Source organism: Streptomyces xylophagus, from assembly GCF_000716435.1.
Taxonomy (GTDB): domain Bacteria; phylum Actinomycetota; class Actinomycetes; order Streptomycetales; family Streptomycetaceae; genus Streptomyces; species Streptomyces xylophagus.
On record NZ_JNWO01000025.1, the window covers coordinates 37,284 to 63,840 of the forward strand.

Consider the following 26,557-nt stretch of genomic DNA (forward strand, 5'->3'; position numbering starts at 1 on the left):
GTTGCGCTGCACACCCGAGCAGGTCAGACGGCGTCCATGCCCGTCTGACCCGCGGGTCACCCCGTGTTCACACTGCGGGCGCGTCGGGCCCGATCCGGCTCCGTACGGCTGTCTGGACTTCCGCTTCCTCGGCCGGGTCGGCGGCGAGCCTGCGGAGCTGCTCCACGACACGGGCGTCGCCGGTCTCGGCGTGCCGGGCGGCGATCTCGCGGGTGGTCTCCTCGCAGTCCCAGAGGCACTCGACGGCGAAGCCCGCGGGGTAGGAGGGGTCGGTGGCGGCCAGGGCCCGGGCGGCCCGGGTGCGCAGATGGGACGAGGCGGTCTCCCGGTACACATGGCGCAGGACGGGTGCGGCGCAGGCGATGCCGAGGCGTCCTGCGCCGTCGACGAGGGTCCACAGGGTGGGGGCGTCGGGTCCTTCACCCATGACGGCCTCCCTGAGGGCGCCGAGGACGAGGTCGCTGTCCTGGGCTCCGCCCCGGCAGGCGAGCATCCGGCCGGCGGCGGCGCCGAGCGGGTCGGGACGGCGGGCCCAGCCGCGGGCCCGGTCGACGGCGGCGACGGAGCGCATCCGTTCGAAGGCGTCGACGGCGGCCTCGACCACGGGCGCGGAGCCGGTGGCGACCGCGCGTTCGATCAGTTCGAGGGCTTCGGGATCGTTGCTGTCGGCGAGATAGCGCAGGGCGGTGCAGCGGGCTCCCTCACCGCCGTCCTTGGCCGCCTCGACGATCTCGGGTCGGTCCTCGGGGCCGGCCACCGCGCTGAGGCAGCGGGCGGCGGGGACGTGCAGCGCGGCGCCGCGTTCGAGGCCCTGTTGGGCCCATTCGAACACCGCTTGCACGCTCCACCCCGGACGGGGCCCGGTAGGTCGCATCTGGCGTTGCCAGCGGTCGAAGCAGCCGGCTTCCTGGGCGGCACGCACGCGCGTGGCGATCGATTCGCGTGGGTCCTCGGCCCACAGCCGCCAGGGCCGGGGTTCGAAGGCGTCCCGTACGACGGTGGCCAGCTCGGCCTCGCCCTCCGGGTCGGCCGGGAACCGCGCCAGGACGGGGGCGGCGAGGGCGCGCAGGCCCGCGTCGTCGTCCCTGAGCGCCAGCTCGTCCAGCGCCCAGGCCCAGTTGCTGCCGGAGGCCGCGTACCTGCGCAGCAGCTCCAGCGCGTCCCGCCTGCCGTAGGAGGCGAGATGCCCGAGGACGGCGAGCGCGAGGCCCGTACGGGACTCCTCCGTGTCGAGGACGTCCTCGGTGTCGAAGAGGTGGGCCTCGACGGCGTCCAGGTCACCGTTCAGATCGAGGTACAGACGGGCGTAGTACAGGGAGCGGTTCTCCACCTGCCAGTCGTGGCGGGGGTCGCGCAGCACACAGTGGTTCAGTGCCGCGAGTGCCTCGGCACGGGGTGCGGTGAGCGCGTGCAGTGTGCCGTCGCCGCGGCCCCGCTGAAGCAGGCCGAGCAGCGTACCGCTGGGCGCTATGACCGGATCGAACATGGGAAACAGCCTCACATCAAGCGTCGACGCAACCGGGGGACGTGCACTACCTGGCCGCGTGACAACACGTCGGGGCGCCCGCCGTTTCCTGCTTGCTGTAGACCATTTTCCTCTGCCTCTCGTAGGTGGCCCATGCGGGCCGCAACTACGGCCCGCGCGGTGCGGCAACACCTGCCCAGCCATCGCGTCCGTAAATCACGACGTCATGATGACCCGGCAGTTCTCGATGCCGCGACCGAAATTTCGGGCGGGCCCGTGCTGCCTTCCCCCGTTTTCCCCCGTTTTCCTTGTCGTGCCTGGTCAGCAGGCCCGTCTCAGCTGTCGACGGGCTGTGTGTCAGTGTGCGCCGAACAGCTCGACCAGCTCGGCCTTGCCGAACATCCGGGCCGTGTCGACCGCCGACGGGGTGCCCGCGGCCGGATCGGCGCCGGCCTCCAGCAGGACTTCGATCACCTCTTGCTCGCCCTTGAAGACGGCTCCGGCGAGCGGAGTCTGCCCCCGGTCGTTGATCCGGTCGGCCTCGGCGCCCCGCGCCAGCAGGGCCCGTACGGCCTCGGCGTGCCCGTGATAGGCGGCGAGCATCACCAGGGAGTCACCGCGGTCATTCGTGAGGTTGGCCGGAACGCCCGCGTCCACGTACGCGACCAGTGCCTCGGTCCCGCCCTGCCGGGCCAGATCGAAGATCTTGGTCGCGAGCTCCACGACCTCGGGGTCGGGGGCTTCACTCATCGGCCTGACCGCCTCTCACTAGTACGGGTGAATCGCCAGCGTACTGGCTCCGCCGACACATGACCGGCGCCGTCCGAGGCAAAGATCACCACTGGGCCCGACACAGGAAAACCCCTGCTCAGACGGCTCGAACGCGCTCCGCCATCCGAGGGAAATCTGCCGAAATTCACCCAGTTGCACCTTTTATCGTATGGATACATCCTGTGATCCTGGAAGAACTCATGGTGACTGTCCCCACGAACCAGGAGAGCTCAAATGATCCTGTCCATGTCCGGCGTCGTCCTTCTCGGCATCATCGTCTTCCTCTTCTTCAAGAAGGACGGACTCAAGGCCTCCCACGCCCTGGTGGCCGCACTCTTCGGCTTCTACATGGCCAGCACGGCCATCGCTCCGAGCATCAAGGCCGGCGGCGAGAGCCTGGCGAGCCTCCTCGGCGGCATCAAGTTCTGACGCACCCACCCGTACGCACCTTCAGGAGACTGCAGTGGCCCGGCGCCCCCTCCCCCGCATCCTGAGCAACGGCACCGCCCAGATCGCCCGGAGCCGGGAGCTGGCCCGGACGGCGGCCGACAGCGCCACCGACGTCCTCCATCCGCTGATCACGATCACCCGGGGTCTGCGCCGGCTGGCATCCGCCGGGCGGCGCAGATGGGCCGAGACCCCCAAGGACAAGCGCGGGCCGCTGCTTTTCCTGGTCGCCTCGGTGATCCTGGTCGTGGCCCTGGTGCCGTACGGCCCGCTGCTCGCCGCCATCACCCTGATGGCGGCGGCAGCATGGCACGGTCGCGACCGCACCCCGCCGGCGCCCGAAGGGCCCGACGAGTCCCAGACCCAGCGCCTCCAGTCCCTCTACGAAGCACTGGTGCCCTACTTCTCGACCGCCGAGGACCCGGCGCCCCTGTTCGCCCACGGCGGCGACTGGGAGAAGGCCTTCCCCGCCTACGAGTTCGACGGCGCGGGCCGCGTCTCCCATCTGGTCGTCCGCTATCCGGCGTACTTCACCGACGGCGAGGCCGACTCCCGCGCGCGGATCGAGCAGCTGCTCACCGCGAAGTCCGGCCGCGGCAGGGAGTACCACTTCTCATGGGACGAGGAGGGCAACCAGCTCGCGGTCGGCGTCCTCGCCCCGCTCCCCACCGACATCGCCGCCCAGCGCTTCGTCACCGCCCCCGGCGAGACCGTCCTGGGCTTCACCGACCCGACCCAGGTGCACCGCACGCTCCCCCTCACCCACGGCGAGGAACAGCGCGACGTCCCACCGGTCGTCTGGCGCACCGGCATCCGCTCCACCGAGCCGAACCTGCTGGTCATGGGCCAGCCCGGGAGCGGCACCTCCACCCTGCTGCGCTCCATCGCCCTCCAGGCCCTCCAGTACGGCGACATCCTGGTCGTGGAGGGCGGCGGCACCGGCGAGTACGCGTGCCTCACCGGCCGGGACGGAGTGCTGGCTGTCGAGTGCGGGCTGTCCGGCGCGCTGGCCAGCCTGGAGTGGGCCGCCCACGAGACGGAACGCCGGCTGATCGCGGCCAACCGCGCCCGCCAGTCGGGCCACCCGGCTCCGGACGACACCAGGCGCCCCCTGTGGATCATCCTGGACCGCCCGAGCGCCTTCGCCCACGTGGCGGCGGCGGACGGCCACAAGGACCCGCAGTCCCTGCTCCAGGTCCCCCTCCGGCACGGCCGCGCGGCCAATGTCACGGTGGTGGTGGCCGACCAGTTCGACAGCGCGGACACGCTCAGCGATGCCGTACGACAGCACACACGCGCGCGTGTCGTCCTCGGCCCGGCCACCGCCTCGCAGCTGGAGGCGGTCCTGGGCGCTCCCCCGCACACCACGCCGATCGCCCAGGTGCCCCCGGGCCGCGGCTACGCCCGCCTGGGCAACGGCCCGGTCCACCGGCTCCAGGTCCCGGCGACCCCGGACCCGTACGACGACGCGACGAACGACGCGGACCGCCAGGCGGTACTGGCGCTGCTCCCGCCGCGCACGACCCCGGCGGACGCGGCGGAGACCCTGCCGACCGAGGCGGTACCGGCGGAGGCGGCGGTGGAGGCCGCGGTGGCGGAGACTTCGTAGGTACCTGGGGTCGGCGCGGGCGGCCGGGAGTCGCCCGCCCGCGCCGACCCCCGGTACGTCCTTCCTCGGCTACGCCACGAACGTCCGCGGCGATTCGGCGCCGCCGCCCCCGCTGACCCCGTTCTCCACCAGCCGGGCCGCCGCGGCAAGCCGTGCCGCCGCCTCCTCGGCCACCGCGCCGCCCACGGTGAACGGCAGCCGCACATACCCCTCGAAGGCCCCGTCTACGCCGAAGCGCGGCCCGGACGGCACCCGCACCCCCACGCGCTCCCCCATCTCGGCGAGCCGCGAGCCCGAAAGACCGCCCGTGCGCACCCACAGCGTGAGCCCGCCCCTGGGCACCTCGAACTCCCAGCCCGGCAGCTCCCGCCGTACCGCCGCGACCAGCGCGTCCCGGTTCTCCCGGGCCTGGCTGCGCCGGATGTCGACCGCTTGCTCCCAACCGCCCGTGCTGAACAGCCAGTTGACGGCGAGCTGCTCAAGCACCGGTGTGCCGAGGTCGGCGTAGGCGCGGGCGGCGACCAGGCTGCGGATCACATCGGGGGCCGCGCGCACCCAGCCGATGCGCATGCCCGCCCAGAAGGCCTTGCTGGCGGAGCCGACGGTGATGACCGTAGAACCGGCCGGGTCGAAGCCGCAGACGGGACGCGGCATGTCGACGTCGTCGTCCAGCCACAGCTCGGACATCGTCTCGTCGGCGACGAGCACGGTGCCTGCCGAGCGAGCCGCGTCCACGAGTTGACGCCGCTGGTCGTCGTCGGCGAGGGCACCGGTCGGGTTGTGGAAGTCCGCGACCACGTACGCGAGCCGGGGCGCGGCGTCCCGCAGCACCTGCCGCCAGCGGTCCATGTCCCAGCCGGAGAGCCCCTCGGCCATCGCCACGGGCACCAGCCGCGCGCCCGCCTCCCGCATCAGCTGGAGGATGTTGGCGTACGAGGGCGACTCGACGGCGACCCGCTCGCCGCGCCCCGCGAAGAGATGGCAGATGGCGTCGATGGCACCCATCGCGCCGGTCGTGACCATGATCTGCTCGGGCATGGTCGGAATCCCGCGCAGGGTGTACCGCTCGGCGATCATCGCGCGCAGCGCGGGCAGCCCGGCCGGGTAGTCGCCGTGCGTGTGGGCGTACGGCGGCAGTTCTTCCAGGGCGCCGTGCACAGCGCGGGTGAGCCACGGCTCGGGCGCGGGCAGGGCGGCGCAGCCCAGGTCGATCACCGAACCGAGGGCCTCCGGGGGCAACGGCTCCAACCCGCGCGCGGGGAGTGGATTACCGGCCGGTACGGCGGTCCAGCTGCCGGCCCCGCGCCGCGACTCCAGGAACCCCTCAGTGCGCAGCGCCTCGTAGGCGGCGGCAACGGTGGTGCGGCTGACGGACAGCGCGAGCGCCAACTCCCGCTCGGCGGGCAGCCGGGCGGCCACCGGAACACGCCCCTCCAGCACGAGGAGGCGGATGCCGTCCGCGAGCGCGCGATAGGCGGGCGGGCGGCGAGTGCCGGGCCCGGCCGGCCGGTCCTGCTGGGAGTTGAGCAGCCGGGCGAGCTGTGCGGCGCCCATCGCTGAGGTCCACTGCGCCATGGAAACCAGTCCACCTTCCCGGAATTGGCCATGGTTACCGTTCGTTCTCAAGCCACAGAGTGTCATGCGTCAGGCCACTACCACCACCAGGGGGCACCCTTTGTCCACGCGGAACCGTCTCGGGCGACGGTTGATCCAGCTGTACGTCGGACTCGCGCTCTACGGCGCCAGTTCGGCACTCCTGGTGGTGTCGGGTCTGGGCCTGGAGCCCTGGAACGTGCTGCACCAGGGCCTCGCCGAACTCACCGGCCTGACGATCGGCGTCGTCTCGATCATCGTGGGCGCGGCGGTGCTGCTCCTGTGGATACCGCTGCGCCAGCGCCCGGGCCTGGGCACGGTCTCCAACGTGTTCGTGGTCGGCCTGGCCATGGACGGCACCCTCGCGCTGGTGCCCGACGCACACGGCCTGGCCGTACGGATTCCGCTGCTGCTGGCGGGCATCCTGCTCAACGGGGTCGCCACCGGCCTCTACATCTCCGCGAGCTTCGGACCGGGCCCGCGCGACGGGCTGATGACCGGGCTGCATCAGCGCACCGGCCGATCGATCCGCCTGATCCGCACGGGCCTTGAGGTCTCCGTCGTGGCCACCGGTTTCGCGCTGGGCGGCACGGTGGGCATCGGCACGCTGCTCTACGCCCTGGCGATCGGCCCGCTCGCCCAGGTGTTCCTTCGCGTCTTCGCCGCCCCCTCGGCATCCGGCGGCAGCACGGTCGTAGCCACCGGGTCACCGGAACGGGCGATACTGCCCGGGTGACCACGCTCATACGTCATCCGTACCTCGACCACCCCGGCCCGATCCCCTTCGCCCACCGGGGCGGCGCGGCGGACGGCCTGGAGAACACCGTGTTCCAGTTCCGCCGCGCGGTCGAGCTGGGCTACCGGTACATCGAGACCGATGTCCACGCCACGGCGGACGGGAAGCTCGTCGCCTTCCACGACGAGACCCTCGACCGGGTGACCGACGGCGCGGGCCGGATCGCGGATCTGTTCTGGTCGGACGTGAGCCAGGCGCGCGTGGCGGGCAAGGAACCGGTGCCCCTCTTCGAGGAGCTGCTGGAGACCTTCCCCGAGGTGCGCTGGAACGTCGACATCAAGGCGGAGCCGGCGCTCCACCCCCTGCTGGACCTCCTGGAGCGCACCGACTCCTGGAACCGCGTCTGCGTCGGCTCATTCTCCGAGAAGCGTGTGGTCCGCGCCCAGCACCTGGCCGGGCCGCGCCTGGCCACGTCGTTCGGCACGCGCGGGGTGCTGAACCTGCGGCTGCGGTCCTGGGGCGCGCCCCTTCCGGTGCGCCGTTCGGCGGTCGCCGCACAGGTGCCCGAGGAGCAGTCGGGCGTCCCCGTGGTTGACCGACGCTTCGTGCGAGCGGCACACGCGCGTGGAGTGCAGGTCCATGTGTGGACCATCAACGAGGCCGATCGCATGCACCGGCTCCTTGACCTGGGAGTGGATGGCATCATGACCGATCACATCGACACACTGCGCGAGGTCATGGTGGAGCGGGGCGTCTGGGCCTGAGCCCCCGGGGCGACGCGTGCACGGGGAAGCGAGGGCACGGGTGGGTACCGACACCCTGCGGTCACCGGAGGCCGACGAGGCAGCCGAGCGGCGGCGCGAACAGCGCGGCTGGTACTTCTACGACTGGGCCTGCTCCGTCTACTCGACGAGCGTGCTCACCGTGTTCCTGGGCCCCTATCTGACCTCGGTCGCGAAGTCGGCGGCCGACCCGGACGGGTTCGTGCATCCCCTGGGGATACCGGTCCGCGCGGGGTCCTTCTTCGCCTACACCGTGTCCGCGTCCGTCATCGTGTCGATCCTCGTCATGCCCCTCGCGGGCGCGGCGGCCGACCGCACGGGCCGCAAGAAGCCCCTCCTGGCGCTCGCCGCCTATGTGGGCGCGACCGCCACCACGGGCCTGTTCTTCCTGGACGGCGACCGCTATCTGCTCGGCGGCTTCCTGCTGATCGTCGCCAACTCCTCGGTGGCCGTCTCGATGGTCCTGTACAACTCCTACCTCCCGCAGATCGCCCCGCCCGAGGAACGCGACGCGGTCTCGTCCCGGGGCTGGGCCTTCGGCTACGCGGCGGGCGCCCTGGTCCTCGTTCTGAACCTGATCCTGTTCACCGCCCACGACTCCTTCGGCCTGTCCGAATCGATGGCCGTCCGCATCTGTCTCGCCTCGGCCGGGATCTGGTGGGGCGCCTTCACCCTCGTACCGCTGAAACGACTGCGCGACCGCGGCCGTACGACGTCCGAGGCGCCCACGGCGCAGGGCTGGCGGCAGCTCGCGGCGACCGTCAGGGACATGCGCGGCAAACCGCTCACCCTGTCCTTCCTGTTCGCCTACCTGATCTACAACGACGGCATCCAGACGGTGATCTCGCAGGCATCCGTGTACGGCTCCGAGGAACTCGGCCTGAGCCAGTCCACGCTCATCACGGCCGTGCTGATGGTCCAGGTGCTGGCGGTGGCGGGGGCGCTCGGCATGGGGCGACTCGCCCGGACGTACGGAGCCAAGCGGACGATTCTCGGCTCGCTCGTAGCGTGGACGGTGACGCTGGCCGCCGGGTACTTCCTGCCCGCCGGCGCGCCCGTCTGGTTCTTCGTGCTGGCCGCCGGGATCGGCCTGGTACTGGGCGGCAGCCAGGCGCTGTCCCGGTCCCTGTTCTCCCATCTCGTGCCGCCCGGCAAGGAGGCCGAGTACTTCTCGGCGTACGAGATGAGCGATCGGGGCATGAGCTGGCTGGGACCGCTTCTGTTCGGGGTGACGTACCAGCTGACCGGAAGTTATCGGGACGCGATCATCTCCCTGGTGGTCTTCTTCGTCGTCGGGTTCGTGCTGCTCGCACGGGTTCCGGTGGCGCGGGCGATCAGCGACGCGGGGAATCCTCTTCCCGCGAGGATTTAGCGCTCAAGGCGAAAGGGCGGTAGTGTACGCGTTTGGCCTGCCTGGCGTACCGTTACTGCGCGTCAAAGATGACGAATCGCTAGGTGACATCTGCTAGTAGATGTGACAAACCGGGCGCTGGTGGGTACAACAAGGGGCGGCTACGACGGCGACGCATGACCCCGTACGGGAATCTTTACCGCCGACCGGACGTTGACCGGATGACGACGACAGCGACACCTGTCCTGTGGGCGACAAGCCCGGGAGGCACGATTCATGAGTGAGCGAGCTCTTCGCGGCACGCGCCTCGTGGTGACCAGCTACGAGACGGACCGCGGTATCGACCTGGCGCCACGCCAGGCCGTGGAGTACGCATGCGAGAAGGGACATCGCTTTGAGATGCCCTTCTCGGTCGAGGCGGAGATCCCGCCGGAGTGGGAGTGCAAGGTCTGCGGGGCCCAGGCACTCCTGGTCGACGGCGACGGCCCTGAGGAAAAGAAGGCCAAGCCCGCGCGTACCCACTGGGACATGCTGATGGAGCGGCGCACCCGAGAGGAACTCGAAGAGGTCCTCGAGGAGCGTCTTGCCGTTCTCCGCTCCGGCGCGATGAATATCGCGGTTCACCCGAGGGACAGCCGCAAGTCGGCCTAGTCCTGAAGGTGCGGAGCGGTTCTACCGCACAAGCACAAAGCAAGTAAGCGCGGGCGCCGTACGAACATGTACGGCGCCCGCGCTTTTGCCTGTCCGCGTCCGGGTCAGCGGGTGAGCGGCGGGCGCGGGCCCTGCGGCGCGTCGCTGCCGGGCTCGTCCCGGATGACCTCGCCCTGGACGACCTTGCCGTCCGGGCGGTGCATACGGGCCTGCTGGAAGGCGTCCCCCAGGGTGCCCGGAGCGGCCTTGCGCAGCTTCCGCTCGACCGTGCGCTCCGCATAGCGCCCCAGGGCCTTCTGGACCGGCGGGACGAGCAGGAGCAGGCCCGCCGCGTCCGAGATCAGACCGGGGATCATCAGCAGCAGGCCGCCCAGCATCATCAGGCCGCTGCCACCGCCGCTGGCCGGGGCGGTGCCCTGCTGCACGGCCTGGCTCAGGTTCTGAAAGGCACGCCGACCCGCCCGCTTGATCACCACGGCGCCGAGCACGAACCCGGCGAGCAGCAGCAGGAAGACCGTAAGACCGCTCGACGCGCCCGCCACCACGGTCAGCAGCCAGATCTCCAGCACCAGCCACACGGCGATGCCCAGCGGCAGGAACGTACGCAGCCGGGAACGCGGAGGCCGGGCGGCGGAGGAAGGGGTGGGTGCGCCAGTCGTCATACGTCCAGTGTGCCTGGGCCCGGCTCAGTGCGGGATAAGCGGACGATCAACGAGGCCTGTGAAGTCGTAGAGCTACGGCTGTGCGGGCTTTCCTGCGGGCTTGCCCCGGCCGCGGAGCTTGCCGAACCGCTCCCCCACGCCCCAGGTCGTGACCCGCCACAGGGCCTCGACGAGGATGTCGCGGCTCATCTTGGAGTCGCCGAGTTCGCGCTCCACGAAGGTGATGGGGACCTCGACGACGTGGTAGCCGGCCTTGACGGCGCGGCGGGCCAGGTCGACCTGGAAGCAGTAGCCCTGGGAGGCCACGTCGTCCAGGCCGAGGCCTTCGAGGGTCTCCTTGCGGAAGGCGCGGTAGCCGCCCGTGATGTCGCGCAGCGGGAGGTCGAGGGCCACGCGCGAGTAGAGGCTGCCGCCTCGGGAGATGAACTCGCGGGACTTCGGCCAGTTCACCACCCGGCCGCCGGGCACCCAGCGGGAGCCGAGCACCAGGTCCGCGCCCTTGAGGGCGGTGAGCAGCCTGGGCAGCTCCTCGGGCTGGTGGGAGCCGTCGGCGTCCATCTCGACGAGCACGCCGTAGCCGTTGTCGATGCCCCAGCGGAAGCCCGCCAGGTAGGCGGCACCGAGGCCTTCCTTGCCCTTGCGGTGCAGCACCTGGACCTGTTCGTCCTCGGCCGCCAGCTCGTCGGCCAGCTTGCCTGTGCCGTCGGGGCTGTTGTCGTCGGCCACGAGGACATGCGCCTCGGGGACCGACTTCCGCACCCGACCGACGATGGACTTGATGTTCTCCGCCTCGTTGTAGGTCGGGATGATCACCAAGGCCGTGCCGAGCGGGCCGAACTTCCGCCCCTGGGCCTGTGCCGCGAGGGCACCGTCGCCGTCGTTCACTGCTGCCCCTTCATGTCCGTACGCAGGCATCCACCATAGTGGCCGCCGCCTGGGTTGACGTGCCAGGTCGTTCGTACGCTGGTGTCGATTCGACAAGAACGGGGTAAGAACGCGCTTTTCGGCACCTATGTGCTGCGGATGGGGGCCCGGCGCCCTTCGGGCCGACCTGGGACCCGCCGGCTGCGGGTCGACCAAAGCCGTTGTCTACTGGACGTCCGGGCCCCACCCGGGTCACACCAGCCGACCGGCCGGAACGTTCCCTCGCCGTGGCGCGGGCGCTGAGCCTGGCTCCCAGTGGCGGTGCCCGGTGCGGCACACCGTCCCTGACCCAGCGGCGCTTCGGCGATTGTTCGGAGGTTCCCCGGTCGGGCGTCCGGTGGTGGACTCGGACGAACCTACCGGCCCCCTGCGCCCGCCTGTCAACAGCCGTCTGACCTGCCCTTTCTCCCTCAACTGGCTGGTCAGGGCCGAGGATGCGCAGGTCGCGCGACGGCGCGGCGGCCGTGGATCGGGGGCGCGCCACCCCGGGAGATCACTCGCCCGGCCGTACGAACACCGTCCGTCCGCCCACGACGGTGCGCAGGCAGACGGGGAGGTCACCGCCCGGCGTCAGGTCGGGCAGTCCTGGTGTGCCGGAGCGCGGGTCGGTCGACCAGCGCGCGACCCGGTCGTCGGGCGCCTGCACGACCAGGGCGTCGGTCCGCCAGACGGCGTAGTCGGCGGGCGCGCCCGGGACCAGAACACCCGCGTCGTCCCGTCCTACGGCCCGCCAGCCGCCCCGGGTATGTGCGGTGAACGCGGCCCGGACGGAGACCCGATGTTCAGCCGTTCGGTGGAACGCGGCGGCGCGGACCGTGCCCCACGGGTCGACCGGGGTGACCGGGCTGTCGGAGCCGAAGGCGAGCGGGACACCGGCCCGGAGCAGGGCCGCGAAGGGGTTCAGGGCGCGCGCCCGCTCGGCACCGAGGCGCTGGGCGTACATGCCGTCCTCGCCGCCCCACAGCGCGTCGAAGGCGGGCTGCACGGAGGCGGTCAGGCCCAGTTCGGCGAAGGCCGCGATGGTTTCCGGGGTGAGCATCTCGGCGTGTTCGACGCGATGGCGGGCGGCGCGGACGCGGGGCAGGCCGACCTTCTCGGCGGCTGCGCGGACGCCGTCGACCACCGCGGTCACGGCGGCGTCCCCGATGGCGTGGAAGCCCGCCTGGAGGCCCGCCTCGGTGCAGGCGACGACATGGGCGGCGACGGCGTCCGCGTCGAGGTACGCGAGGCCGGTGTGTCCGGCGTCGGTGTACGGCTGGTGCAGGCAGGCGGTGTGCGACCCGAGGGCGCCGTCGACGAAGAGGTCACCCGCCGCTCCTACGGCGCCCAGCTCCCGCGCCTTCTCGACATCCTGCTCGGCCCAGTAGCCGACGACACGCGGCCCCGGCTCCTCTTCGGCGAGCCGCAGCAGGCCCGTGAAGTCGTCCTCGGAGGAGATCTCGGGTCCGGCGCACTCGTGGACCGAGCCGACGCCCAGGGAGGCCGCGTGGGCGAGGGCGGTGCGCTGGGCCTCGGTGCGCTGCTCGGGCGTGATGGCGGCGAGCGCGGTGGCGCGGACGGTGTGGTGGGCGTCGGCGGTGAGGGGGCCGTCCGGTGCGTCGAAGCCGGGGACCAGGTCGAGCAGGGCCGTGGTGACGACCGCCGAGTGGACGTCGATGCGGGTGAGGTAGAGCGGGCGCCCGCCCGTCGCCGCGTCGAGTTCGGCGCGGGTCGGCGGGCGGCCCCCCGGCCAGCGGGCGGCGTCCCAGCCGTGGCCGAGCAGGACGCGGTCGGCCGGGCGGGCGGCGGCGAAGTCCCGCACGAGGGACAGAGCCGCCTCCAGGGAGGGCGCGCCGGACAGGTCGAGGCCGGTGAGCGCGAGGCCGGTGGCGGTGGTGTGCACGTGTGCGTCGGTGAACGCCGGGGTGACCAGTCCGCCATCCAGGTCGACCACCTCGTCGACACCGTCAGCGAACGCGTCGGCGGCGCCCTCGGAGCCGACCCAGGCGACCTGGCCGCGCTCCACGACCATCGCGGTCGCGAAGGGGTCGGCGGGACTGTGGACCTCGCCGCGACGGAGCAGGACGGTCTTCGGCTCGGGGGTGCGCTCACTCATGGGGAACAGTCTCGCGCCTCGCCGGCGACGCCCCGCACGCAGGTCCGTCAGATGCGCGGCGGTCGGGCCTCGTACGGCGTCGACAGCACCACCGTGGTCCGGGTCGAGACGCCGGCCAGGCCGCGCAGCCGGGCCAGCAGTTCCTCCAGTTCGTGCGGGGTGGAGACCCGCACCTTGAGGATGTAGTTCTCGTCGCCGGCGACGCTGTGGCAGGCCTCGATCTCGGGGACGCCGGAGAGGCGGTCCGCGATGTCGTCGGGGGCGCTGGGGTCGAACGGTTTCACCGAGATGAAGGCGGTCATGGGCAGGCCCACCGCCTCCGGGTCGACGACCGCCGCGTACCCGCGGATGACGCCACGCTGCTCCAGCCGGCGCACCCGTTGGTGCACGGCCGACGTGGACAGGCCCGTGGCCTTGCCCAGGTCTGTGTAGCTCATCCGCCCGTCCTTGACGAGCAGCTGCACGATTTGTCGGTCCAGCTCCTCCATGGCGCAAGAACTTACATGGCCGCTGATCTCCTCGGATAGCTCAGCGGCGCAGGTCATACCCGGTTCGTGATGTTGCCGGGAGCGGCTCGTGCGTCAGCCGGGGACAAATCCGCCGCCCCGGGCATCTGCGGGCGGCATGTGACGAACGCCACAGGTCCCGAGCGGTCTCCGTGATGGTCTCGTGATTACCGCGGAGACCGGACGGGAAGTGCTTGCTGTGGTCGAGGCCGCAGCGCCTTCACGGCCCAGCCCAGTAGGGGGAGAAACCCATGCAGAGTGTGAAGCGCCCTGGACGCACCGCGCCCAAGCGGCCGCAGCTCGTCGTCGAGCCCCAGCCGGAGGGCGTCGAACCGGACGGCTTCGAGGCCGACGAGCTCGACGAGTACGACACCTTCGAGATGTACCGGGTGATCTGCCCGGACTGCGTGCAGCCCATCGCTCTCCTCGCGGACGAGGAGGTTCTGCCGGAGCACGCGCTGTGCGCCTCGCCGTGGAACCCGTTCGGGCTGACGGTCTGTGCGGGTACGGGCCGTGAGGCGGCCGACGCCCGGTCCGCGGACGAGTCCGCGGACCTCCAGGAGCAGGACACCGCGCTGCTGTTGACGCTCCCTCAGGGCCTCGACTGGCGGACGCAGCCGTTCTCGCACGTCGGTGGTCCCAGCTCGCGCCCGATGCGGGTGCCGGACATGCGCCGCGCCGCCTGAGCGCACTCGCTCAACCCCAGTAGCTGCCCTGCACCATGGCCCGCAGGCTGCCGTGGTGCAGGATCAGTGTGTCCGGGTCCGCCGGGACGGCCCGCTCCCCGAAGTGCACCTGCCGGTAGGCGACGCGCAGCATCACGATCGCTTGCCGCAGGGCGGCGTACAGGGTGTAGAAGTCCATGTCGCGCGGGGTGTGACCGGTGAGTGCGGCGTACCGGGCCTCCACCCGGTCCCGGCGGAAGAACTCCGGCAGGCCCGGCTGGCCGAAGGCGACCGTGAGGTCCTGGAAGAATCGGTGCAGATAGACGGTCCAGCCGAGGTCCACCTCGCGCGGGGCCGGTGCCGCCATCTCCCAGTCGAGGACGGCGACGGGGTCGAACCTGTCGTAGACGACGTTCCCGATGCGCGCGTCGCCCCAGTTGAGGACCGTCTCGCCCGGGTCGGTCGGCCAGAGCTCCGTCAGCCGGTCGAAGGCGCTCTCGATGAGGGGTGAGCGGGCGAGCCCGTCAACCACCCAGTCGTAGTAGGCGCGTTGGGATGCGACGTGGCGGCTCAGGGCATCGCCGTTGCCGGGGAGCGCGAGGAACTCGGCCTCGGACAGCGGGACTTGGTCGTGCAGGCGGGCGATGAGCGCGATCGATACTGCCTCCAGGTGTGCGCGTTCCGCGTCGGTCGCCGCGTGCAGCCAATTGCCCTCGTACGTATAGGGCATGACGTCCGGCGGTACACGTCCCTCGGCACGTTCCATGACGAAGAACGGCGCGCCGAGCGGGGCGGGATCCTCCTCCAGCCAGCGGACTTCCGGTACCGGGAGATCCGTGCGGTCGGCGACCAGGCGCATCGTGCGGAACTGGCGCGGCATGTCGTAGACCGGGAAGACGGTGTACGCCGCCGGGTCGGCCGCGAGTCTCAACGCGCAGGCGCGGAGCGGTGGTTCGGGGTGTTCGATGTCGAAGAGCAGGGTCTCGCTGGACATGCCGTTCGACGCGGGGACAGTGACGTCGACCGCCTTGGCGCCGGGCAGGCGGGTGTCGAGCCAGGCGGTGAGGCGATGGGTGAGCTCCTCGGGGTCACGGGTGGTCGTGCGGGGGCGGGGCGCTGTCGCCATGCCGTCTCAACTCCCTTACGCTGCCGTCGAGATGTCACCTCAACCGGCTTACGGCGCGACCGAGTCGAAGCCGGTGAAGCCGCTCGGGTCGTGGCGGCCGAACGAGCCGTGCTCGAAGATGCCGTGGCCGGTCCGGCCGTCGAGGCGGAAGCGGGCCGCGTGGTCGGTGACGCCGTAGGCCGCGAGCGGGGCAGGCGCGGTGAGGTCGTAGGTGCGTCGGTCGAGCCACTCGGGACCGCGCCAGGTGCCGTGCTGCCAGTCGTCGGCGGGCGGGTAGCCGGCGCCGATCGCCAGGGGTGAGGAGGTCAGGATCTCGACCTCGAGTTCCTGCGGTTTGCGGGCGTCGCCGAGGTGGATGAGGGCGCGCTCGGGGTGGCGGGTGCCGGAGCGGTAGGTGATCTCGGCCTGGGGCCAGCCGAGTTGGCGGTCGCGGTGGCCGGGGCGGACCACGGTCGCCTCGTTCAGGGTGCGGTGGCCGTCGGCGTCCTCCTGGACGATGACCATGAGGAAGCTGTCCTCGAAGCGGACCGGGCACCAGATCCAATGGAAGCCCTCGTTCCTGTGCTCCTCGGCGAGCCGGCCGCCCTCCTCGCCGGGGATGGGCCGCACGCCCCAACTGCGGTCACGGGTACCGGTCCAGCCGTCGGCGGTGACCCGGAACTCCTCGTCGCCGGCGCGGATCACGCCCTCCACACCGCCGGCCTGGACGAAGCGGCGCCCTTCGAGGGTGAGCCGGTCGCCGCGGTACTGGACGTGGTGGGGTTCCCAGAGGGCGGGGAACTCCGCAGTCCAAGTGAGGTCGTACGAAAGGGAGTTGTCCTCGCAGCGCAGACGCAGTCGGCGCAGCGGCTCCTTCACCTCGATGCGCAACGGGCCCACGGCGAGGTGCATGCGGTCGTCGCCGAGGGCGTCCGAGGCGCGGACCGCGTGCAGGGTGTCGCCGGTGCGGAAGGTCGCGTAGGCGTCGATCACGCCTACGTTGGGGTAGACGCCGAGACCGAGGATGAGCAGGGCGCGGCCCTCGTGGTCGAGGACGTGGAAGATGCAGCGGTCGTAGGCGTTCCGGTCGCCGGTCGCGACGTGCTTCATCGACAGGGGGACCTGGTGCACGGGGTACTCGTCGAGGGGCACGGGACGGTCGTCTGCCACGGCTAACCTCCCCTGGGGACAGTGGAGGTGACGGTACGTCAGGAAGTGTGCGGTCGCCAGAGCCGAGGCCCGTACGCCGGTGAACTCACGCTCGATTACATGCACCGGTGACCTGTCAACGCGCCTTTACGTTGCCTTGGTATGACCGCCACATATGCGCCGACCGGACGGCAGCGCCGTCTCTACGTCCCCGCACCGGAAGAATCGGTTCCGCCCGCGCCGCCGCAGCCGCTGGACCCGCCCATCTACCGTGATCTCATGCGGAGTTGGGCCGACCGGGGCCGCACCCTGCCGGGGCGTCACGACCCGGAGTGGGTGCGGCTGGCGGCGCCGCCGCAGAGTCTGTCCGACGGATCGGGCTGGAGGGAGTCCACGGCGCCTGATCTGCACTGGTGAGCGGGGCGCGGAGCCTGCGGCACGGTCCGCCGGACAGAGCCCGGGGCTCAGCCGGTTCGGTGAGCTTCGGGGCCTGCCAGGTGGCGGGCGATGACCATGCGCTGGATCTGGTTGGTGCCCTCGACGATCTGCAGGACCTTGGCCTCGCGCATGTAGCGCTCGACCGGGAAGTCGGCGGTGTAGCCGTATCCGCCGAGGACCTGGACGGCGTCGATGGTCGCCTTCATCGCGGTGTCGGTGCAGTGCAGCTTGGCCATGGCGGCCTGTTTGGCGAACGGGCGGCCCGCGTCGCGCAGTCGGGCCGCCGCGAGGTAGAGCGCCCGGCCGGCCTCGATCTGGGTGGCCATGTCGGCGAGCATGAAGCGCAGGCCCTGGAAGTCGGAGATCGGGCGCCCGAACTGCTGCCGCCCGGTCGCGTAGGCCACCGCCTCGTCGAGCGCGGCCTGGGCCACGCCGATCGCGCAGGCGGCGATGCCGAGCCGCCCGGAGTCCAGTGCGGACAGGGCGATCGCGAAGCCCTGGCCCTCCTCGCCGATGCGGCGCTCGTCGGGGACGCGGACGCCGTCGAAGTGGACCTGTGCGGTGGGCGAGCCCTTCATGCCCATCTTCTTCTCCGGTGCCGCGGGGCTCAGGCCGGGCGCGTCGCCGGGCACCAGGAAGGCGCTGATCCCGCGCGGGCCGTCCTCGCCGGTGCGGGCCATGACCGTGTAGAAGTCGGCGATGCCGCCGTGCGTGATCCAGGCCTTCGTGCCGTCGATCACCCAGTCCTCGCCGTCCCGTACCGCCTTCGTGCGCAGGGAGGCCGCGTCGGAGCCGGAGGACGGTTCGGAGAGGCAGTAGGCGCCGAGGAGTCCGCCGCCGAGCATCGCGGGGAGGTGCTCGACCTGCTGCTGCTTGGTGCCGTAGTTGGCCAGGGCGTGGCAGGAGAGGGAGTGGACGCTGACGCCGAGACCGACGGTGAGGCGGGCCGCCGCAAGCTCTTCGAGGACCTGGAGGTAGACCTCGTACGGCTGATCGCCGCCGCCGTACTCGGAGTCGTACGGGAGGCCGAGCAGTCCGGACTCGGAGAGCAGGGTGAAGATCTCGCGCGGGAAGTGTCCGGCGTCCTCTTCCTCGGCCGCCCTCGGGGCGATCTCTCGCTGCGCGATGTCGCGGACCAGCGAGATCAGATCCCGGGCCTCGTCCGTGGGCAGTTGCCGGTCCACCGGCTGCGGGGCGCGGTCGGGCATGGCGACGCTCTCCTCCCTTGTCGGGCACATCGGCGGGCGTACGCCTTGGGTCGAGGCGAGTCCGCCGGGTATCGCACGGGTACGGCCGCTGCTCCCGCTTCCGGGTCTCGGAAGCGGCTGACCAGCGGCTCTGCGCTGTGAGTATGCCCGATCGGAGGCCTCTCGTCACCAGTTAACGACCGCTTACTTCAAGAATAACCCGGTCGTTCGGAACTGGTCCGGAGCGCCTGCTCAGCCGTCCCGGCGGGCCGGCTTCGGCGCCGGATACGCCGGGTCCAGCTCCTCGATGGCGCGCAAGGTGCCGCCGAGGGTCTTCACGAGGAGTTCGCGCATCGTCTCGCGGGACAGGTCGGGGCCGCTGATCCACTCGAGGGTCGCGCCCTCGACGCTGCACACCCAGCCGAACAGGCCCATGCGCGCGATCCGGGAGATGTCGGTGCGGCCGTACGCCCCGTCGGCGATGGTCGCGACGATCGCCGCGCGCACCCCGTCGCGGATGGCGTGCACCTCGGTGTCGAAGCCGACGCCGCCGCTCACGATCGTGCGGTACGCGGCCTGGTTGTGCTCGGCCCAGCGCAGATAGCTGTCCATCGTCCGCTGTACGCGGTCCAGTTGGGGAAGTTCGAGACCGCTCGCCGCGAAGGTCACCAGGTCGGCGACGGAGTCGTTGATGATCGCCAGGTAGTAGCCGCGCTTGGACTGGAAGTAGTAGTAGATCAGCCCCTTGGCGACATGGGCCTGCCGCGCGATGTCGTCCATGGACAGCGCGTCGTAGGACGTGTCGGCGAACAACTTCCGGCCAATGGTGATGAGTTCGGCGCGGCGCGCCAAGGAACGCTCGGTACCGCGCGCCCGGGGACGCCCGACGTCACGCTGCTGACTGATTTCCAATTTCGACTCTGGCTCTCCAACTGGGCTTGGTCAACCGCAGTATGGCAGGTCAAGTATGCGTCAGGTCACAGCAGGCCGATTTGGGTCACGAGCATCGCGATCACCACGACGAGGGTCCAGCCCATGACGTGTTCGGCGATCTTCGGACCGTCGCCCTTGGGGCCGCCGGTGCGGGTACGGGTGCGGGCGGCGCTGGCTGAGTGTGCGGTCATGGTGGCTCGCAGAGGTCGGATGTGCGGTGGACTCCCCCGTTCTGTCCACCTTGCCATCCATATCGCCTTCTGCACCGGAGACCTTGGTCACAGGCGCCCTGGTCACCGAGTGCGGGTCAGCGCACTCCCACTGCCGCAAGTGCCTTGCGCTGACGGGCGGTCGGGTGCGCCGGGAAGTAGAGGTAACAGACGCCGCCGGTACCGGAGGAGAGCTTGCCGGAGGCGTTGTACCGCTTGGTGCGCAGCCAGATGTTCTCCCACTCGCGACGCTTGTAGACGCGGCGGACGGCCGGATCGGTCAGCGAGTTCGGGTCGTTGGCGATCACGTCGCCGTCGGCGGTGAAACCGATCACGGTCATCAGATGGCCGGAGGTGCCGTACCCCGCACCCGTCAGCTCACTGCTGAGGAACGACTGGGACGTTATGGCCGGGATGCCCGCCGCGATCAGCGTCTCCAGGTCGGTGAGCGAGCCGAGCCGGGTGACCACTCCCTGGAGGTTCTTGTACGTCGCCGCGTAGGCGGCGTTGAACGGCCAGTTGCCGCAGCCCTGGTACTGGTAGTCGTAGGTGAAGCGGGCCGCGTTGTCGACCTGCGGGTCGGCGTAGGTCGGGTCGACCCAGGCCAGTTGCTCCGGGGTGAGCCGGCCACCCCAGTACTCGATGATCATCTGCGAGGAGGTGGGGCTGCACCAGGCCTCGCCGCCGTTGTCGTACTCGGGGTACTGGCCGATGTGGATCTCCTGCGAGTAGCGCGGGACGATCAGCTCCTGGGCGAGCCCGGGCGTGGAGGCGGGGACGGTGAAGCGGTCGGGGATGTCGGAGCCCATCGCGCCGAGCCGCCACACGGTGGGGGTGAGCTTGGTGCCGGGCTTGCGGTAGAGGGTCAGGCGCAGCCGGTACGACACCAGGCGCAGGCCCGTCGTCGCGTCGTCGATCGCGAAGGTGTCCGTCCAGATGGTGGACTTGCCGTCCGTCTGGTCGTCGACGGAGGTCCGCTTGATGTCCTGGTCGCCGGCCGCCCAGCGGCCCATCACGTACCAGGGGGTTTCCGTGCCGTCGGAGTACGTGCCGTGCAGTTCGATCTGGAGCCAGGTGCCGGCGGGGGTGTGCGCGTTCCAGGAGGCGATGGTCTCCGTCGCGGGGACGGAGAGCTTGTGGACGGGGGACGTCCAGGTCGCGTACTCCCAGGTGGCGGTCTTGCCCGTGTGCGGGTCCGCGTAGTCGACGCTGCCGAGGGCGGCGCCGATGGCGAGGCCCGGGCGGGGGCCCGCGACGGCCCGGGTGCCGCGGGCGGCACCGCTGCGCCAGTCGGCGTAGGTGGTCCAGGCATGGTTGTCGACCAGACGGGTCGGGACCCGGCCGGAGTCGGTGGCATGGGCGGCGGTATCGGCGACCGCCGGGCCCGCGCCGCTCACCACGGCGGCGGCGACCGCGGCGGCCAGGACGGTTCTGCGGGACGGCTGTTCGGCTCTGCTCATGGGCGGAGGACCCCCAGGTGTCCGATGCGGGACAGATCCAATGGACGGCTGTGCGCCAACTATGTACGCAGGCGGCATGCCCCTGCCAGCACTTCGGGACATGCCACGCCCACCAATATTGGTATCGACCACTGGCATGACCTGGGGCGAGGCCCGCCGATCACTAGAATGTCCCGGCAACCTGCGGCATCACCCCACGACCTCCCGGGAACAGCCATGCACGACCTGGCCCACTGCCTGAGCGACCTGCCCCCGTCCTGCGGCCCGGTCCGGCTCGTCGGCGTCGACGGGCACGCGGGGTCCGGGAAGTCCACGTTCGCCGGGCGATTGGCGACTGCGCTGGGCGGAGCCCCCGTGCTGCACCTGGACGATCTCGCCACCCACGACGAACTGTTCGGCTGGACCGAGCGACTCCTGAGCCAGGTGATCACACCGCTCGGCCGCGGCGAGACCGCGCACTACGCGCCCTACGACTGGCACTCCCGACACTTCGGAACGCCCCGCGCGCTGCAGCCCGCGCCCGTGGTCCTCGTCGAGGGCGTCGGCGTCGGACGCCGGGCGGTGCGCCCGTTTCTCGCGCGGCTGCTGTGGATGGAGATGCCCCAGGAGGAGGCCTGGACACGGGGACGGTTGCGGGACGGGACGGAGCAGCGGGACTTCTGGGACGGGTGGGTCGAGGCGGAACGCGAACACTTCGCCAAAGACCCTTCGCGGCCCCACGCGGACGTCCTGGTACGGGAGTTGAGAAAGGGGTACGAGGTGCTTCCGGGGCCCTGCGGGACGGTTGGACCGGACCACGCCGTGACCCACGGTGACGGACCGCCCGCAGTGTGCTGAACTTGTGAAGACCCTCACGCGTGAAGTTCCCTGAGTGCCTCAACTCGGCTTGACCCAGGGGCCGTACAGGTCTTACGTTCTGAATGTGCGGCCGTTCGGAGCCGCCCAGAGTCGCGAAGCCCCCGGTTGTTCCCCCGTGATCGGGGGCTTCGTTCTGCTCCCACCCCCCTTTTCCGGCCGTCACGAGCCGTGATTTGCTCACCCTGGGTCACCGTCCTGAGTGCGCCCCATCTGCTCCCACCTCGTCAAACGGCCTGTGCGGCACCCTTCGGTGGGCGCCCGCCCCGCAGGTACGATGCCCAGGGTGCGACCAACGGACGGCTGCTTCGCGCACCACGGCAACTCCCGTCCGCGGCACAGCGGTTCGACCCAGACTGCCGACGGGCGCCGGCCCGGCGGTGAATCAACGGGGGCACGGTTTGTGGGGGGACGTGATGGACTTCGGCACGCAGGGCCCCGAGGCCCCGGCCGACCTCGCGTGGCTGCGAGGCGTGGACGCCTACACGATGGGCGCTTATCCGCAGGCGGAGGAGGAGTTCCGCACCGCGGTGCGCATGGATCCCGGGATGGCCGACGGCTGGCTCGGACTGCACGCGTTGCGCGTCGACACGACGACCGCGCTGCTGCGCATGTACCGGCACCGGGAACGTTTCGGGGAACAGCGCACCAGGCACCGCCGCACACTCAACTCCTGGTACTGGCTGGGCTGGTGGGTACAGCCGGTGCTGGAGAGTCCGCGTGATCTGCTACTCGCGCACGCCTCTCACTGGCTGGACGGCCGCCATGTGCCGGAGCTGGACCGGGCGTTGGCCGGACTGCCGCCCGTCGACACCGACCACCAGGTCCGCTTCCTGCACGCCTGCCGGGCCTATCTGGTCAAGGACTGGGAACAGCTGGTCCGGCACACGGACCCGCTGATCAACGACCAACTGCTGGGCATCGAGGCCGGGTTGTTCGGCGGGATGGCCCGGGTGCGGCTGGAGATGTACGGCCAGGCCGAGCCGCTCCTGTCCTCCGCGCTGATGCGCTGTCGCAGCGAACAGCCGCAGCGCAAGGAGTTGCGGTACTGGCTGGCACGGGCCCATGAGGGCACCGGCCGCAGTGCCGCCGCACTCCCCCTGTACCGGGCGGTGCACCGCGTCGACCCCGCGTTCATGGACACCTCGGCGCGGCTCGCCGCGATCACGGACTCCGACGGGTACGACGGGTCCGAGGACGTGAGCGACCTCGCGGCGATCAGGCTCTCCGGCGGGCAGGACGCGCTGGAGGGGCCCGACGGGCTCGATCCGCTGTTCGGGGCGGAGGGGCGCGATCTGAAGCTGTCGGAGCCCGGTCTTCCGCCGACCGGTCCGCTGCCCTCCGCGGCCGACTCGGTGCGCGAGAAGACCTCGGTGCCGGTACCGCCGCTGCCCACCGGTCCCACCGACCCGGTCTTACTGGAGGAGGCGCTCAATGAGCTTGAGCGCATGGTGGGGTTGGAGCCGGTCAAGCGCCAAGTGAAGGCACTTTCCGCCCAGTTGAACATGGCGCGGCTGCGGGCCGGGCAGGGGCTGCCGGTACAGCCGCCGAAACGGCACTTCGTCTTCTCCGGGCCCTCGGGTACCGGCAAGACCACCGTGGCCCGCATCCTGGGGCGGGTCTTCTACGCCCTCGGGCTGCTCGGCGGGGACCATCTCGTCGAGGCGCAGCGGGCCGACCTGGTCGGTGAGTACCTCGGCCAAACGGCCGTGAAAGCCAACGAGTTGATCGACTCCGCGATTGGTGGGGTGCTCTTCGTCGATGAGGCCTATTCGCTCTCCAACTCCGGTTACGGGAAGGGCGACGCGTACGGCGACGAAGCCTTGCAGGTGCTGTTGAAGCGGGCCGAGGACAATCGCGATCACCTTGTGGTGATCCTCGCCGGCTATCCGGAGGGGATGGACCGGTTGCTCGCCGCGAACCCCGGGCTGTCGTCCCGCTTCACGACTCGCGTCGACTTTCCTTCGTACCGGCCGCTCGAACTCACTTCCATCGGTGAGGTGTTGGCGGCGGAGAACGGGGACGTGTGGGACGAGGAGGCGTTGGACGAGCTGCGGTCCATCGCCGGGCATGTGGTCGACCAGGGGTGGATCGACGAGCTCGGGAACGGGCGGTTCTTGCGGACCTTGTACGAGAAGAGCTGTGCGTATCGGGATCTGCGGTTGTCGGTGTATCCCGGGATGTTGTCGCGGGATGATCTGTCGACGTTGCGGTTGCCGGATCTGATGCAGGCGTATGGAGAGGTGTTGTCGGGGCGGGGGCCTGCCGGCGGCTGAGCGGTACGCACTGGGTTGGGGGGATCTGTTGTTGCGCGGCTGCGGCCCGGTGGGGGCTTGTCGCGCAGTTCCCCGCGCCCCTAAAAGAGGCGCAGGGGAACCTGCGTCAGCCAAGCGCCGTCTGCTTCAAGTTGTCAGCTCGGGACCGTTTCCTTCAGTTCTGCCGTTCTCGGCTGGGCCGGGACCTCACGGTGGGCCGGGTCCGTTACCTCGCCCACCAGCAGCTCCAGTACGTCCTCCAGAGCCACCAAGCCGAGCACCTTGCCTGACGCGTCGGCCACCTGGGCCAAATGCGTTGCGGCGCGGCGCATGACCGTCAGGGCGTCGTCCAGGGGGAGTTCGGATCGTAGGGTCGTCATGGGGCGCCAGATCTGTTGGGGGACCGCTCGCTCGGACTCCTCCAGGTCGAGTACGTCCTTGACGTGCAGGTAGCCCATGAAGGCGCCGGTCTCCGCGGCGATGGGGAAGCGGGAGTAGCCGGTGCGGGCGGTGAGGGCGACGATCTCGCCCGGGGTGACCGAGGGGCTGACCGTGACCAGGTTCTCGCGGCGCAGCAGGACGTCCGTGACCGGGCGGGAGCCCAACTCCAGGGCGTCCTCGAGGCGTTCCTGTTCCTCGGGGTCGAGGAGGCCGGCCTGGCCGGAGTCCTCCACCAGGCGGTTGAGCTGTTCGCTGGTGAAGACGGCCTCGACCTCGTCCTTGGGCTCGACGTGGAAGAGCCGCAGGATGCCCTGGGCGACGGCGCCGAGGGCGATGGTGATCGGCTTGCAGATCCGGGCGAAGGCGACCAGGCCGGGGCTGAGCCACATCGCGGCCTTCTCCGGCGCGGCCATCGCGAGGTTCTTCGGGACCATCTCGCCGATGACGAGGTGGAAGAAGACGACCGCGGCGAGCGCGAGGATGTAGCCGAGGGGGTGGATCATGCCCTCGGGCAGATGCATCCACTCGAAGACCGGCTCCAGGACATGTGCGACTGTCGGCTCGGCCACCGCGCCCAGCGTCAACGAGCAGACGGTGATGCCGAATTGGGCCGCCGCCATCATCTGCGGCAGCCGCTCCAGGCCGTAGAGGACCTGTCGGGCGCGGGCGGTGTTGAGGGGTTCGATCTGGCTGCGGCGGACGGAGACTAGGGCGAACTCGGCGCCGACGAAGAAGCCGTTGGCGAGCACCAGCAGGACGGCGAAGAGGAGTTGGAGGACGGTCATCGGGCCGCCTCCATGACGTTCACGGCGGGAGTCGTGCGGACCAGGCGGACGCGTTCGGCTCGGTAGTGGCCCACCTGGCGGACTGACAGCCTCCAGCCGGGGAGTTCGGCCTTGTCGCCGGGGGCCGGGATACGGCCGAGGAGGTCGGCCACCAGTCCGGCGACGGTCTCGTACGGGCCCTCGGGGACGTCGAGGCCTATGCGTTGGAGGATGTCGACGCGGCAGCTGCCGTCGGCGTCCCAGGCCGGCTTGCCGTCCTCCGGTGGCGCCGCGGCGAGTTCGGGGACGTCCTGGCCGTCGTGTTCGTCGCGGACCTCGCCGACGAGTTCCTCGACGATGTCCTCCAGGGTGACCACTCCCGCCGTACCGCCGTACTCGTCGACGACGACGGCGATGGGCTGTTCGCTGCGCAGCCTGGCGAGGAGCGGCTGGACCGGCAGGGTCTCGGGGACCAGTACCGGGGACTTGGCGATGCTGGTGACGGAGGTGCGGAGGCGGGCGTGCGAGGGCACTGCCAGGGCGTCCTTGAGGTGGACCATGCCGACGATCTCGTCGATCTTCTCGCGGTAGACGGGGAAGCGGGACAGACCGGTGGCGCGGGTCAGGTTGACCACGTCTTCGGCGGTCGCCGACGACTGCAGCGCGCTGACCTTCACACGCGGGGTCATGACGTGCTGCGCGGTCAATTCGCCCAGTGACAGCGTCCGTACGAAGAGATCGGCGGTGTCCTGCTCCAGCGTGCCGGCCTGCGCCGAGTGCCGGGCCAGGGAGACGAGTTCACCGGGGGTGCGGGCGGAGGCCAGCTCCGCTGTGGGCTCGACGCCCAGGGCGCGGACGAGCCGGTTGGCGACGGTGTTCAGCGCGGAGATCACCGGGCGGAACAGGCGGGCGAAGGCGTGCTGCGGTGCGGCGACGAAGCGCGCGACCTGCAGGGGCCGCGACACCGCCCAGTTCTTGGGCACGAGTTCGCCGATCACCATCTGTACGGCGGAGGCCAGCAGCATGCCGACGACCACGGCGACACCGGAGACAGCGCCCTCGGGGATGCCGATCGCACTGAACGGGCCGTGCAGGAGTTCCGCCAGGGCCGGTTCGGCGAGCATGCCGACGACCAGGGAGGTGATGGTGATGCCGAGCTGGGTGCCGGAGAGCTGGAAGGACAGCTCCTTGAGCGACTCGACGACCGTGGCGGCCCGTCGGTCGCCCTCGGCGGCGGCCTTCTCGGCCTCGGGGCGCTCCACGGTGACGAGCCCGAACTCTGCGGCGACGAAGAAGCCGTTGGCCAGAATCAGCAGGATCGCCGCTCCGAGGAGCAACAAGGGGATGGTCATGCCGCCGCCTCGATATGTCGGGAGGGGGCGGCGCAGGTACTACAGGACGATCCGTCCATCGCTGGAGGGAGTCACTCCTCGGGTAGCAGGGGGCCTCAGAAGACAGGGGGGAACACCGGTGGCGGAGGCGTGAGGAAAAACGCCACCGACAA

25 protein-coding genes are annotated in these 26,557 nt (G+C 70.8%); 10 read left to right on the top strand and 15 right to left on the bottom strand.

Going from position 1 to position 26,557, the window contains the following annotated elements; genetic code table 11:
• Window positions 1–67: 67 nt before the first annotated feature.
• Together OO70_RS40115 and OO70_RS40120 are read right to left on the bottom strand one after the other, a co-directional pair.
• A complete protein-coding gene (locus tag OO70_RS40115) occupies window positions 68–1,486 on the bottom strand; it encodes a HEAT repeat domain-containing protein (RefSeq protein ID WP_043683259.1) in 1,419 nt (472 codons plus the stop codon).
• A 336-nt stretch (window positions 1,487–1,822) separates the two neighbouring features.
• Window positions 1,823–2,215 carry an ankyrin repeat domain-containing protein gene (locus tag OO70_RS40120; protein WP_043683261.1) on the bottom strand — a complete coding sequence of 131 codons (393 nt, stop codon included), beginning with the start codon at window positions 2,213–2,215 and terminating at the stop codon, window positions 1,823–1,825.
• 255 nt (window positions 2,216–2,470) lie between these two features.
• Between OO70_RS40120 and OO70_RS40125 the strand changes: the two genes are divergently transcribed.
• Window positions 2,471–2,665 carry a hypothetical protein gene (locus OO70_RS40125; RefSeq protein ID WP_019059657.1) on the top strand — a complete coding sequence of 65 codons (195 nt, stop codon included), beginning with the start codon at window positions 2,471–2,473 and terminating at the stop codon, window positions 2,663–2,665.
• A 34-nt stretch (window positions 2,666–2,699) separates the two neighbouring features.
• The gene (locus OO70_RS40130; protein ID WP_043683264.1) at window positions 2,700–4,292 is read left to right on the top strand and encodes a membrane protein; all 1,593 of its coding nucleotides are present in this window, start codon (window positions 2,700–2,702) and stop codon (window positions 4,290–4,292) included.
• Between the two features lie 69 nt (window positions 4,293–4,361).
• Here OO70_RS40130 and OO70_RS40135 read toward each other — a convergent pair whose 3' ends face one another.
• Window positions 4,362–5,867 carry an SCO1417 family PLP biosynthesis transcription factor gene (locus OO70_RS40135; protein ID WP_043683267.1) on the bottom strand — a complete coding sequence of 502 codons (1,506 nt, stop codon included), beginning with the start codon at window positions 5,865–5,867 and terminating at the stop codon, window positions 4,362–4,364.
• A 64-nt stretch (window positions 5,868–5,931) separates the two neighbouring features.
• Here OO70_RS40135 and yczE point away from each other — a divergent pair, with 64 nt between their 5' ends.
• From yczE to OO70_RS40155, 4 genes are all read left to right on the top strand, one after another.
• Window positions 5,932–6,621: a membrane protein YczE gene (gene yczE, locus OO70_RS40140; RefSeq protein ID WP_234337045.1), complete on the top strand. Its 690-nt coding sequence runs from the start codon at window positions 5,932–5,934 to the stop codon at window positions 6,619–6,621.
• The gene (locus OO70_RS40145; protein WP_043683273.1) at window positions 6,618–7,385 is read left to right on the top strand and encodes a glycerophosphodiester phosphodiesterase; all 768 of its coding nucleotides are present in this window, start codon (window positions 6,618–6,620) and stop codon (window positions 7,383–7,385) included. The genes yczE and OO70_RS40145 overlap by 4 nt, the downstream gene beginning before the upstream one ends.
• 40 nt (window positions 7,386–7,425) lie before the next feature.
• The gene (locus OO70_RS40150; protein ID WP_043683275.1) at window positions 7,426–8,775 is read left to right on the top strand and encodes an MFS transporter; all 1,350 of its coding nucleotides are present in this window, start codon (window positions 7,426–7,428) and stop codon (window positions 8,773–8,775) included.
• A 255-nt stretch (window positions 8,776–9,030) separates the two neighbouring features.
• Window positions 9,031–9,405 carry an RNA polymerase-binding protein RbpA gene (locus OO70_RS40155; RefSeq protein ID WP_003977404.1) on the top strand — a complete coding sequence of 125 codons (375 nt, stop codon included), beginning with the start codon at window positions 9,031–9,033 and terminating at the stop codon, window positions 9,403–9,405.
• 104 nt (window positions 9,406–9,509) lie between these two features.
• On the opposite strand, the gene fxsA is transcribed toward OO70_RS40155, so the two are convergent.
• From fxsA to OO70_RS40175, 4 genes are all read right to left on the bottom strand, one after another.
• Window positions 9,510–10,067, bottom strand: coding sequence for an FxsA family membrane protein (gene fxsA / locus OO70_RS40160; protein ID WP_043683280.1), 558 nt, complete (start codon window positions 10,065–10,067; stop codon window positions 9,510–9,512).
• A 72-nt stretch (window positions 10,068–10,139) separates the two neighbouring features.
• Window positions 10,140–10,952 (bottom strand): polyprenol monophosphomannose synthase, encoded by an 813-nt coding sequence (locus tag OO70_RS40165; RefSeq protein ID WP_043683282.1) that lies wholly within the window; start codon window positions 10,950–10,952, stop codon window positions 10,140–10,142.
• A 532-nt stretch (window positions 10,953–11,484) separates the two neighbouring features.
• A complete protein-coding gene (locus tag OO70_RS40170) occupies window positions 11,485–13,086 on the bottom strand; it encodes an amidohydrolase (RefSeq protein ID WP_043683286.1) in 1,602 nt (533 codons plus the stop codon).
• A gap of 47 nt (window positions 13,087–13,133) precedes the next feature.
• On the bottom strand, window positions 13,134–13,574 hold the full coding sequence (locus tag OO70_RS40175; protein ID WP_043683290.1) for an Lrp/AsnC family transcriptional regulator: 441 nt from the start codon (window positions 13,572–13,574) through the stop codon (window positions 13,134–13,136).
• A 269-nt stretch (window positions 13,575–13,843) separates the two neighbouring features.
• On the opposite strand from OO70_RS40175, the gene OO70_RS40180 reads away from it, so the two are divergent.
• Entirely contained in the window at window positions 13,844–14,278 is a 435-nt protein-coding gene (locus OO70_RS40180) for a hypothetical protein (RefSeq protein ID WP_043683293.1), read from the top strand.
• 10 nt (window positions 14,279–14,288) lie between these two features.
• On the opposite strand, the gene OO70_RS40185 is transcribed toward OO70_RS40180, so the two are convergent.
• Complete coding sequence (locus tag OO70_RS40185) at window positions 14,289–15,383, bottom strand: phosphotransferase family protein (protein ID WP_043683296.1); 1,095 nt, start codon at window positions 15,381–15,383, stop codon at window positions 14,289–14,291.
• A 48-nt stretch (window positions 15,384–15,431) separates the two neighbouring features.
• Window positions 15,432–16,532, bottom strand: a complete 1,101-nt coding sequence (locus OO70_RS40190; protein WP_043683299.1) for a hypothetical protein — start codon at window positions 16,530–16,532, stop codon at window positions 15,432–15,434.
• 141 nt (window positions 16,533–16,673) lie between these two features.
• On the opposite strand from OO70_RS40190, the gene OO70_RS53075 reads away from it, so the two are divergent.
• Window positions 16,674–16,928 carry a hypothetical protein gene (locus OO70_RS53075; protein ID WP_078651740.1) on the top strand — a complete coding sequence of 85 codons (255 nt, stop codon included), beginning with the start codon at window positions 16,674–16,676 and terminating at the stop codon, window positions 16,926–16,928.
• A 47-nt stretch (window positions 16,929–16,975) separates the two neighbouring features.
• Here the strand turns inward: OO70_RS53075 and OO70_RS40195 are convergent, their stop codons facing one another.
• The 4 genes from OO70_RS40195 to OO70_RS40205 all read right to left on the bottom strand — a co-directional run bounded on the left by OO70_RS40195 (window position 16,976) and on the right by OO70_RS40205 (window position 20,738).
• Entirely contained in the window at window positions 16,976–18,157 is a 1,182-nt protein-coding gene (locus tag OO70_RS40195) for an acyl-CoA dehydrogenase family protein (RefSeq protein WP_043683302.1), read from the bottom strand.
• A 231-nt stretch (window positions 18,158–18,388) separates the two neighbouring features.
• Window positions 18,389–19,048 (bottom strand): TetR/AcrR family transcriptional regulator, encoded by a 660-nt coding sequence (locus OO70_RS40200; protein ID WP_106971846.1) that lies wholly within the window; start codon window positions 19,046–19,048, stop codon window positions 18,389–18,391.
• 65 nt (window positions 19,049–19,113) lie between these two features.
• On the bottom strand, window positions 19,114–19,260 hold the full coding sequence (locus tag OO70_RS54105) for an SCO1431 family membrane protein (protein ID WP_106971847.1): 147 nt from the start codon (window positions 19,258–19,260) through the stop codon (window positions 19,114–19,116).
• A 116-nt stretch (window positions 19,261–19,376) separates the two neighbouring features.
• Window positions 19,377–20,738: a peptidase C39 family protein gene (locus OO70_RS40205; protein ID WP_043683309.1), complete on the bottom strand. Its 1,362-nt coding sequence runs from the start codon at window positions 20,736–20,738 to the stop codon at window positions 19,377–19,379.
• 216 nt (window positions 20,739–20,954) lie between these two features.
• Between OO70_RS40205 and OO70_RS40210 the strand changes: the two genes are divergently transcribed.
• Window positions 20,955–21,575, top strand: coding sequence for a uridine kinase family protein (locus OO70_RS40210; protein WP_043683312.1), 621 nt, complete (start codon window positions 20,955–20,957; stop codon window positions 21,573–21,575).
• Between the two features lie 434 nt (window positions 21,576–22,009).
• Window positions 22,010–23,869, top strand: a complete 1,860-nt coding sequence (locus OO70_RS40215) for an AAA family ATPase (RefSeq protein WP_043683315.1) — start codon at window positions 22,010–22,012, stop codon at window positions 23,867–23,869.
• A gap of 134 nt (window positions 23,870–24,003) precedes the next feature.
• On the opposite strand, the gene OO70_RS40220 is transcribed toward OO70_RS40215, so the two are convergent.
• Window positions 24,004–25,074: a hemolysin family protein gene (locus OO70_RS40220; protein ID WP_043683316.1), complete on the bottom strand. Its 1,071-nt coding sequence runs from the start codon at window positions 25,072–25,074 to the stop codon at window positions 24,004–24,006.
• Window positions 25,071–26,405 carry a hemolysin family protein gene (locus OO70_RS40225; protein ID WP_043683319.1) on the bottom strand — a complete coding sequence of 445 codons (1,335 nt, stop codon included), beginning with the start codon at window positions 26,403–26,405 and terminating at the stop codon, window positions 25,071–25,073. Before OO70_RS40225 ends, OO70_RS40220 begins: the two co-directional genes overlap by 4 nt.
• Window positions 26,406–26,557 lie beyond the last annotated feature (152 nt).

Coding starts and splice junctions, on each gene's coding strand:
- OO70_RS40195 (WP_043683302.1), bottom strand. CDS start 18,157: ATGCCCGACCGCGCCCCGCAGCCGGTGGACCGGCAACTGCCCACGGAC.
- OO70_RS40210 (WP_043683312.1), top strand. CDS start 20,955: ATGCACGACCTGGCCCACTGCCTGAGCGACCTGCCCCCGTCCTGCGGC.
- OO70_RS40125 (WP_019059657.1), top strand. CDS start 2,471: ATGATCCTGTCCATGTCCGGCGTCGTCCTTCTCGGCATCATCGTCTTC.
- OO70_RS40135 (WP_043683267.1), bottom strand. CDS start 5,867: ATGGCGCAGTGGACCTCAGCGATGGGCGCCGCACAGCTCGCCCGGCTG.
- OO70_RS40120 (WP_043683261.1), bottom strand. CDS start 2,215: ATGAGTGAAGCCCCCGACCCCGAGGTCGTGGAGCTCGCGACCAAGATC.
- yczE (WP_234337045.1), top strand. CDS start 5,932: ATGCGTCAGGCCACTACCACCACCAGGGGGCACCCTTTGTCCACGCGG.
- OO70_RS40115 (WP_043683259.1), bottom strand. CDS start 1,486: ATGTTCGATCCGGTCATAGCGCCCAGCGGTACGCTGCTCGGCCTGCTT.
- OO70_RS40170 (WP_043683286.1), bottom strand. CDS start 13,086: ATGAGTGAGCGCACCCCCGAGCCGAAGACCGTCCTGCTCCGTCGCGGC.
- OO70_RS40185 (WP_043683296.1), bottom strand. CDS start 15,383: ATGGCGACAGCGCCCCGCCCCCGCACGACCACCCGTGACCCCGAGGAG.
- OO70_RS40225 (WP_043683319.1), bottom strand. CDS start 26,405: ATGACCATCCCCTTGTTGCTCCTCGGAGCGGCGATCCTGCTGATTCTG.
- OO70_RS40155 (WP_003977404.1), top strand. CDS start 9,031: ATGAGTGAGCGAGCTCTTCGCGGCACGCGCCTCGTGGTGACCAGCTAC.
- OO70_RS40205 (WP_043683309.1), bottom strand. CDS start 20,738: ATGAGCAGAGCCGAACAGCCGTCCCGCAGAACCGTCCTGGCCGCCGCG.
- OO70_RS54105 (WP_106971847.1), bottom strand. CDS start 19,260: ATGACCGCACACTCAGCCAGCGCCGCCCGCACCCGTACCCGCACCGGC.
- OO70_RS40180 (WP_043683293.1), top strand. CDS start 13,844: ATGCAGAGTGTGAAGCGCCCTGGACGCACCGCGCCCAAGCGGCCGCAG.
- OO70_RS40215 (WP_043683315.1), top strand. CDS start 22,010: ATGGACTTCGGCACGCAGGGCCCCGAGGCCCCGGCCGACCTCGCGTGG.
- OO70_RS53075 (WP_078651740.1), top strand. CDS start 16,674: ATGACCGCCACATATGCGCCGACCGGACGGCAGCGCCGTCTCTACGTC.
- fxsA (WP_043683280.1), bottom strand. CDS start 10,067: ATGACGACTGGCGCACCCACCCCTTCCTCCGCCGCCCGGCCTCCGCGT.
- OO70_RS40220 (WP_043683316.1), bottom strand. CDS start 25,074: ATGACCGTCCTCCAACTCCTCTTCGCCGTCCTGCTGGTGCTCGCCAAC.
- OO70_RS40175 (WP_043683290.1), bottom strand. CDS start 13,574: ATGGAGGAGCTGGACCGACAAATCGTGCAGCTGCTCGTCAAGGACGGG.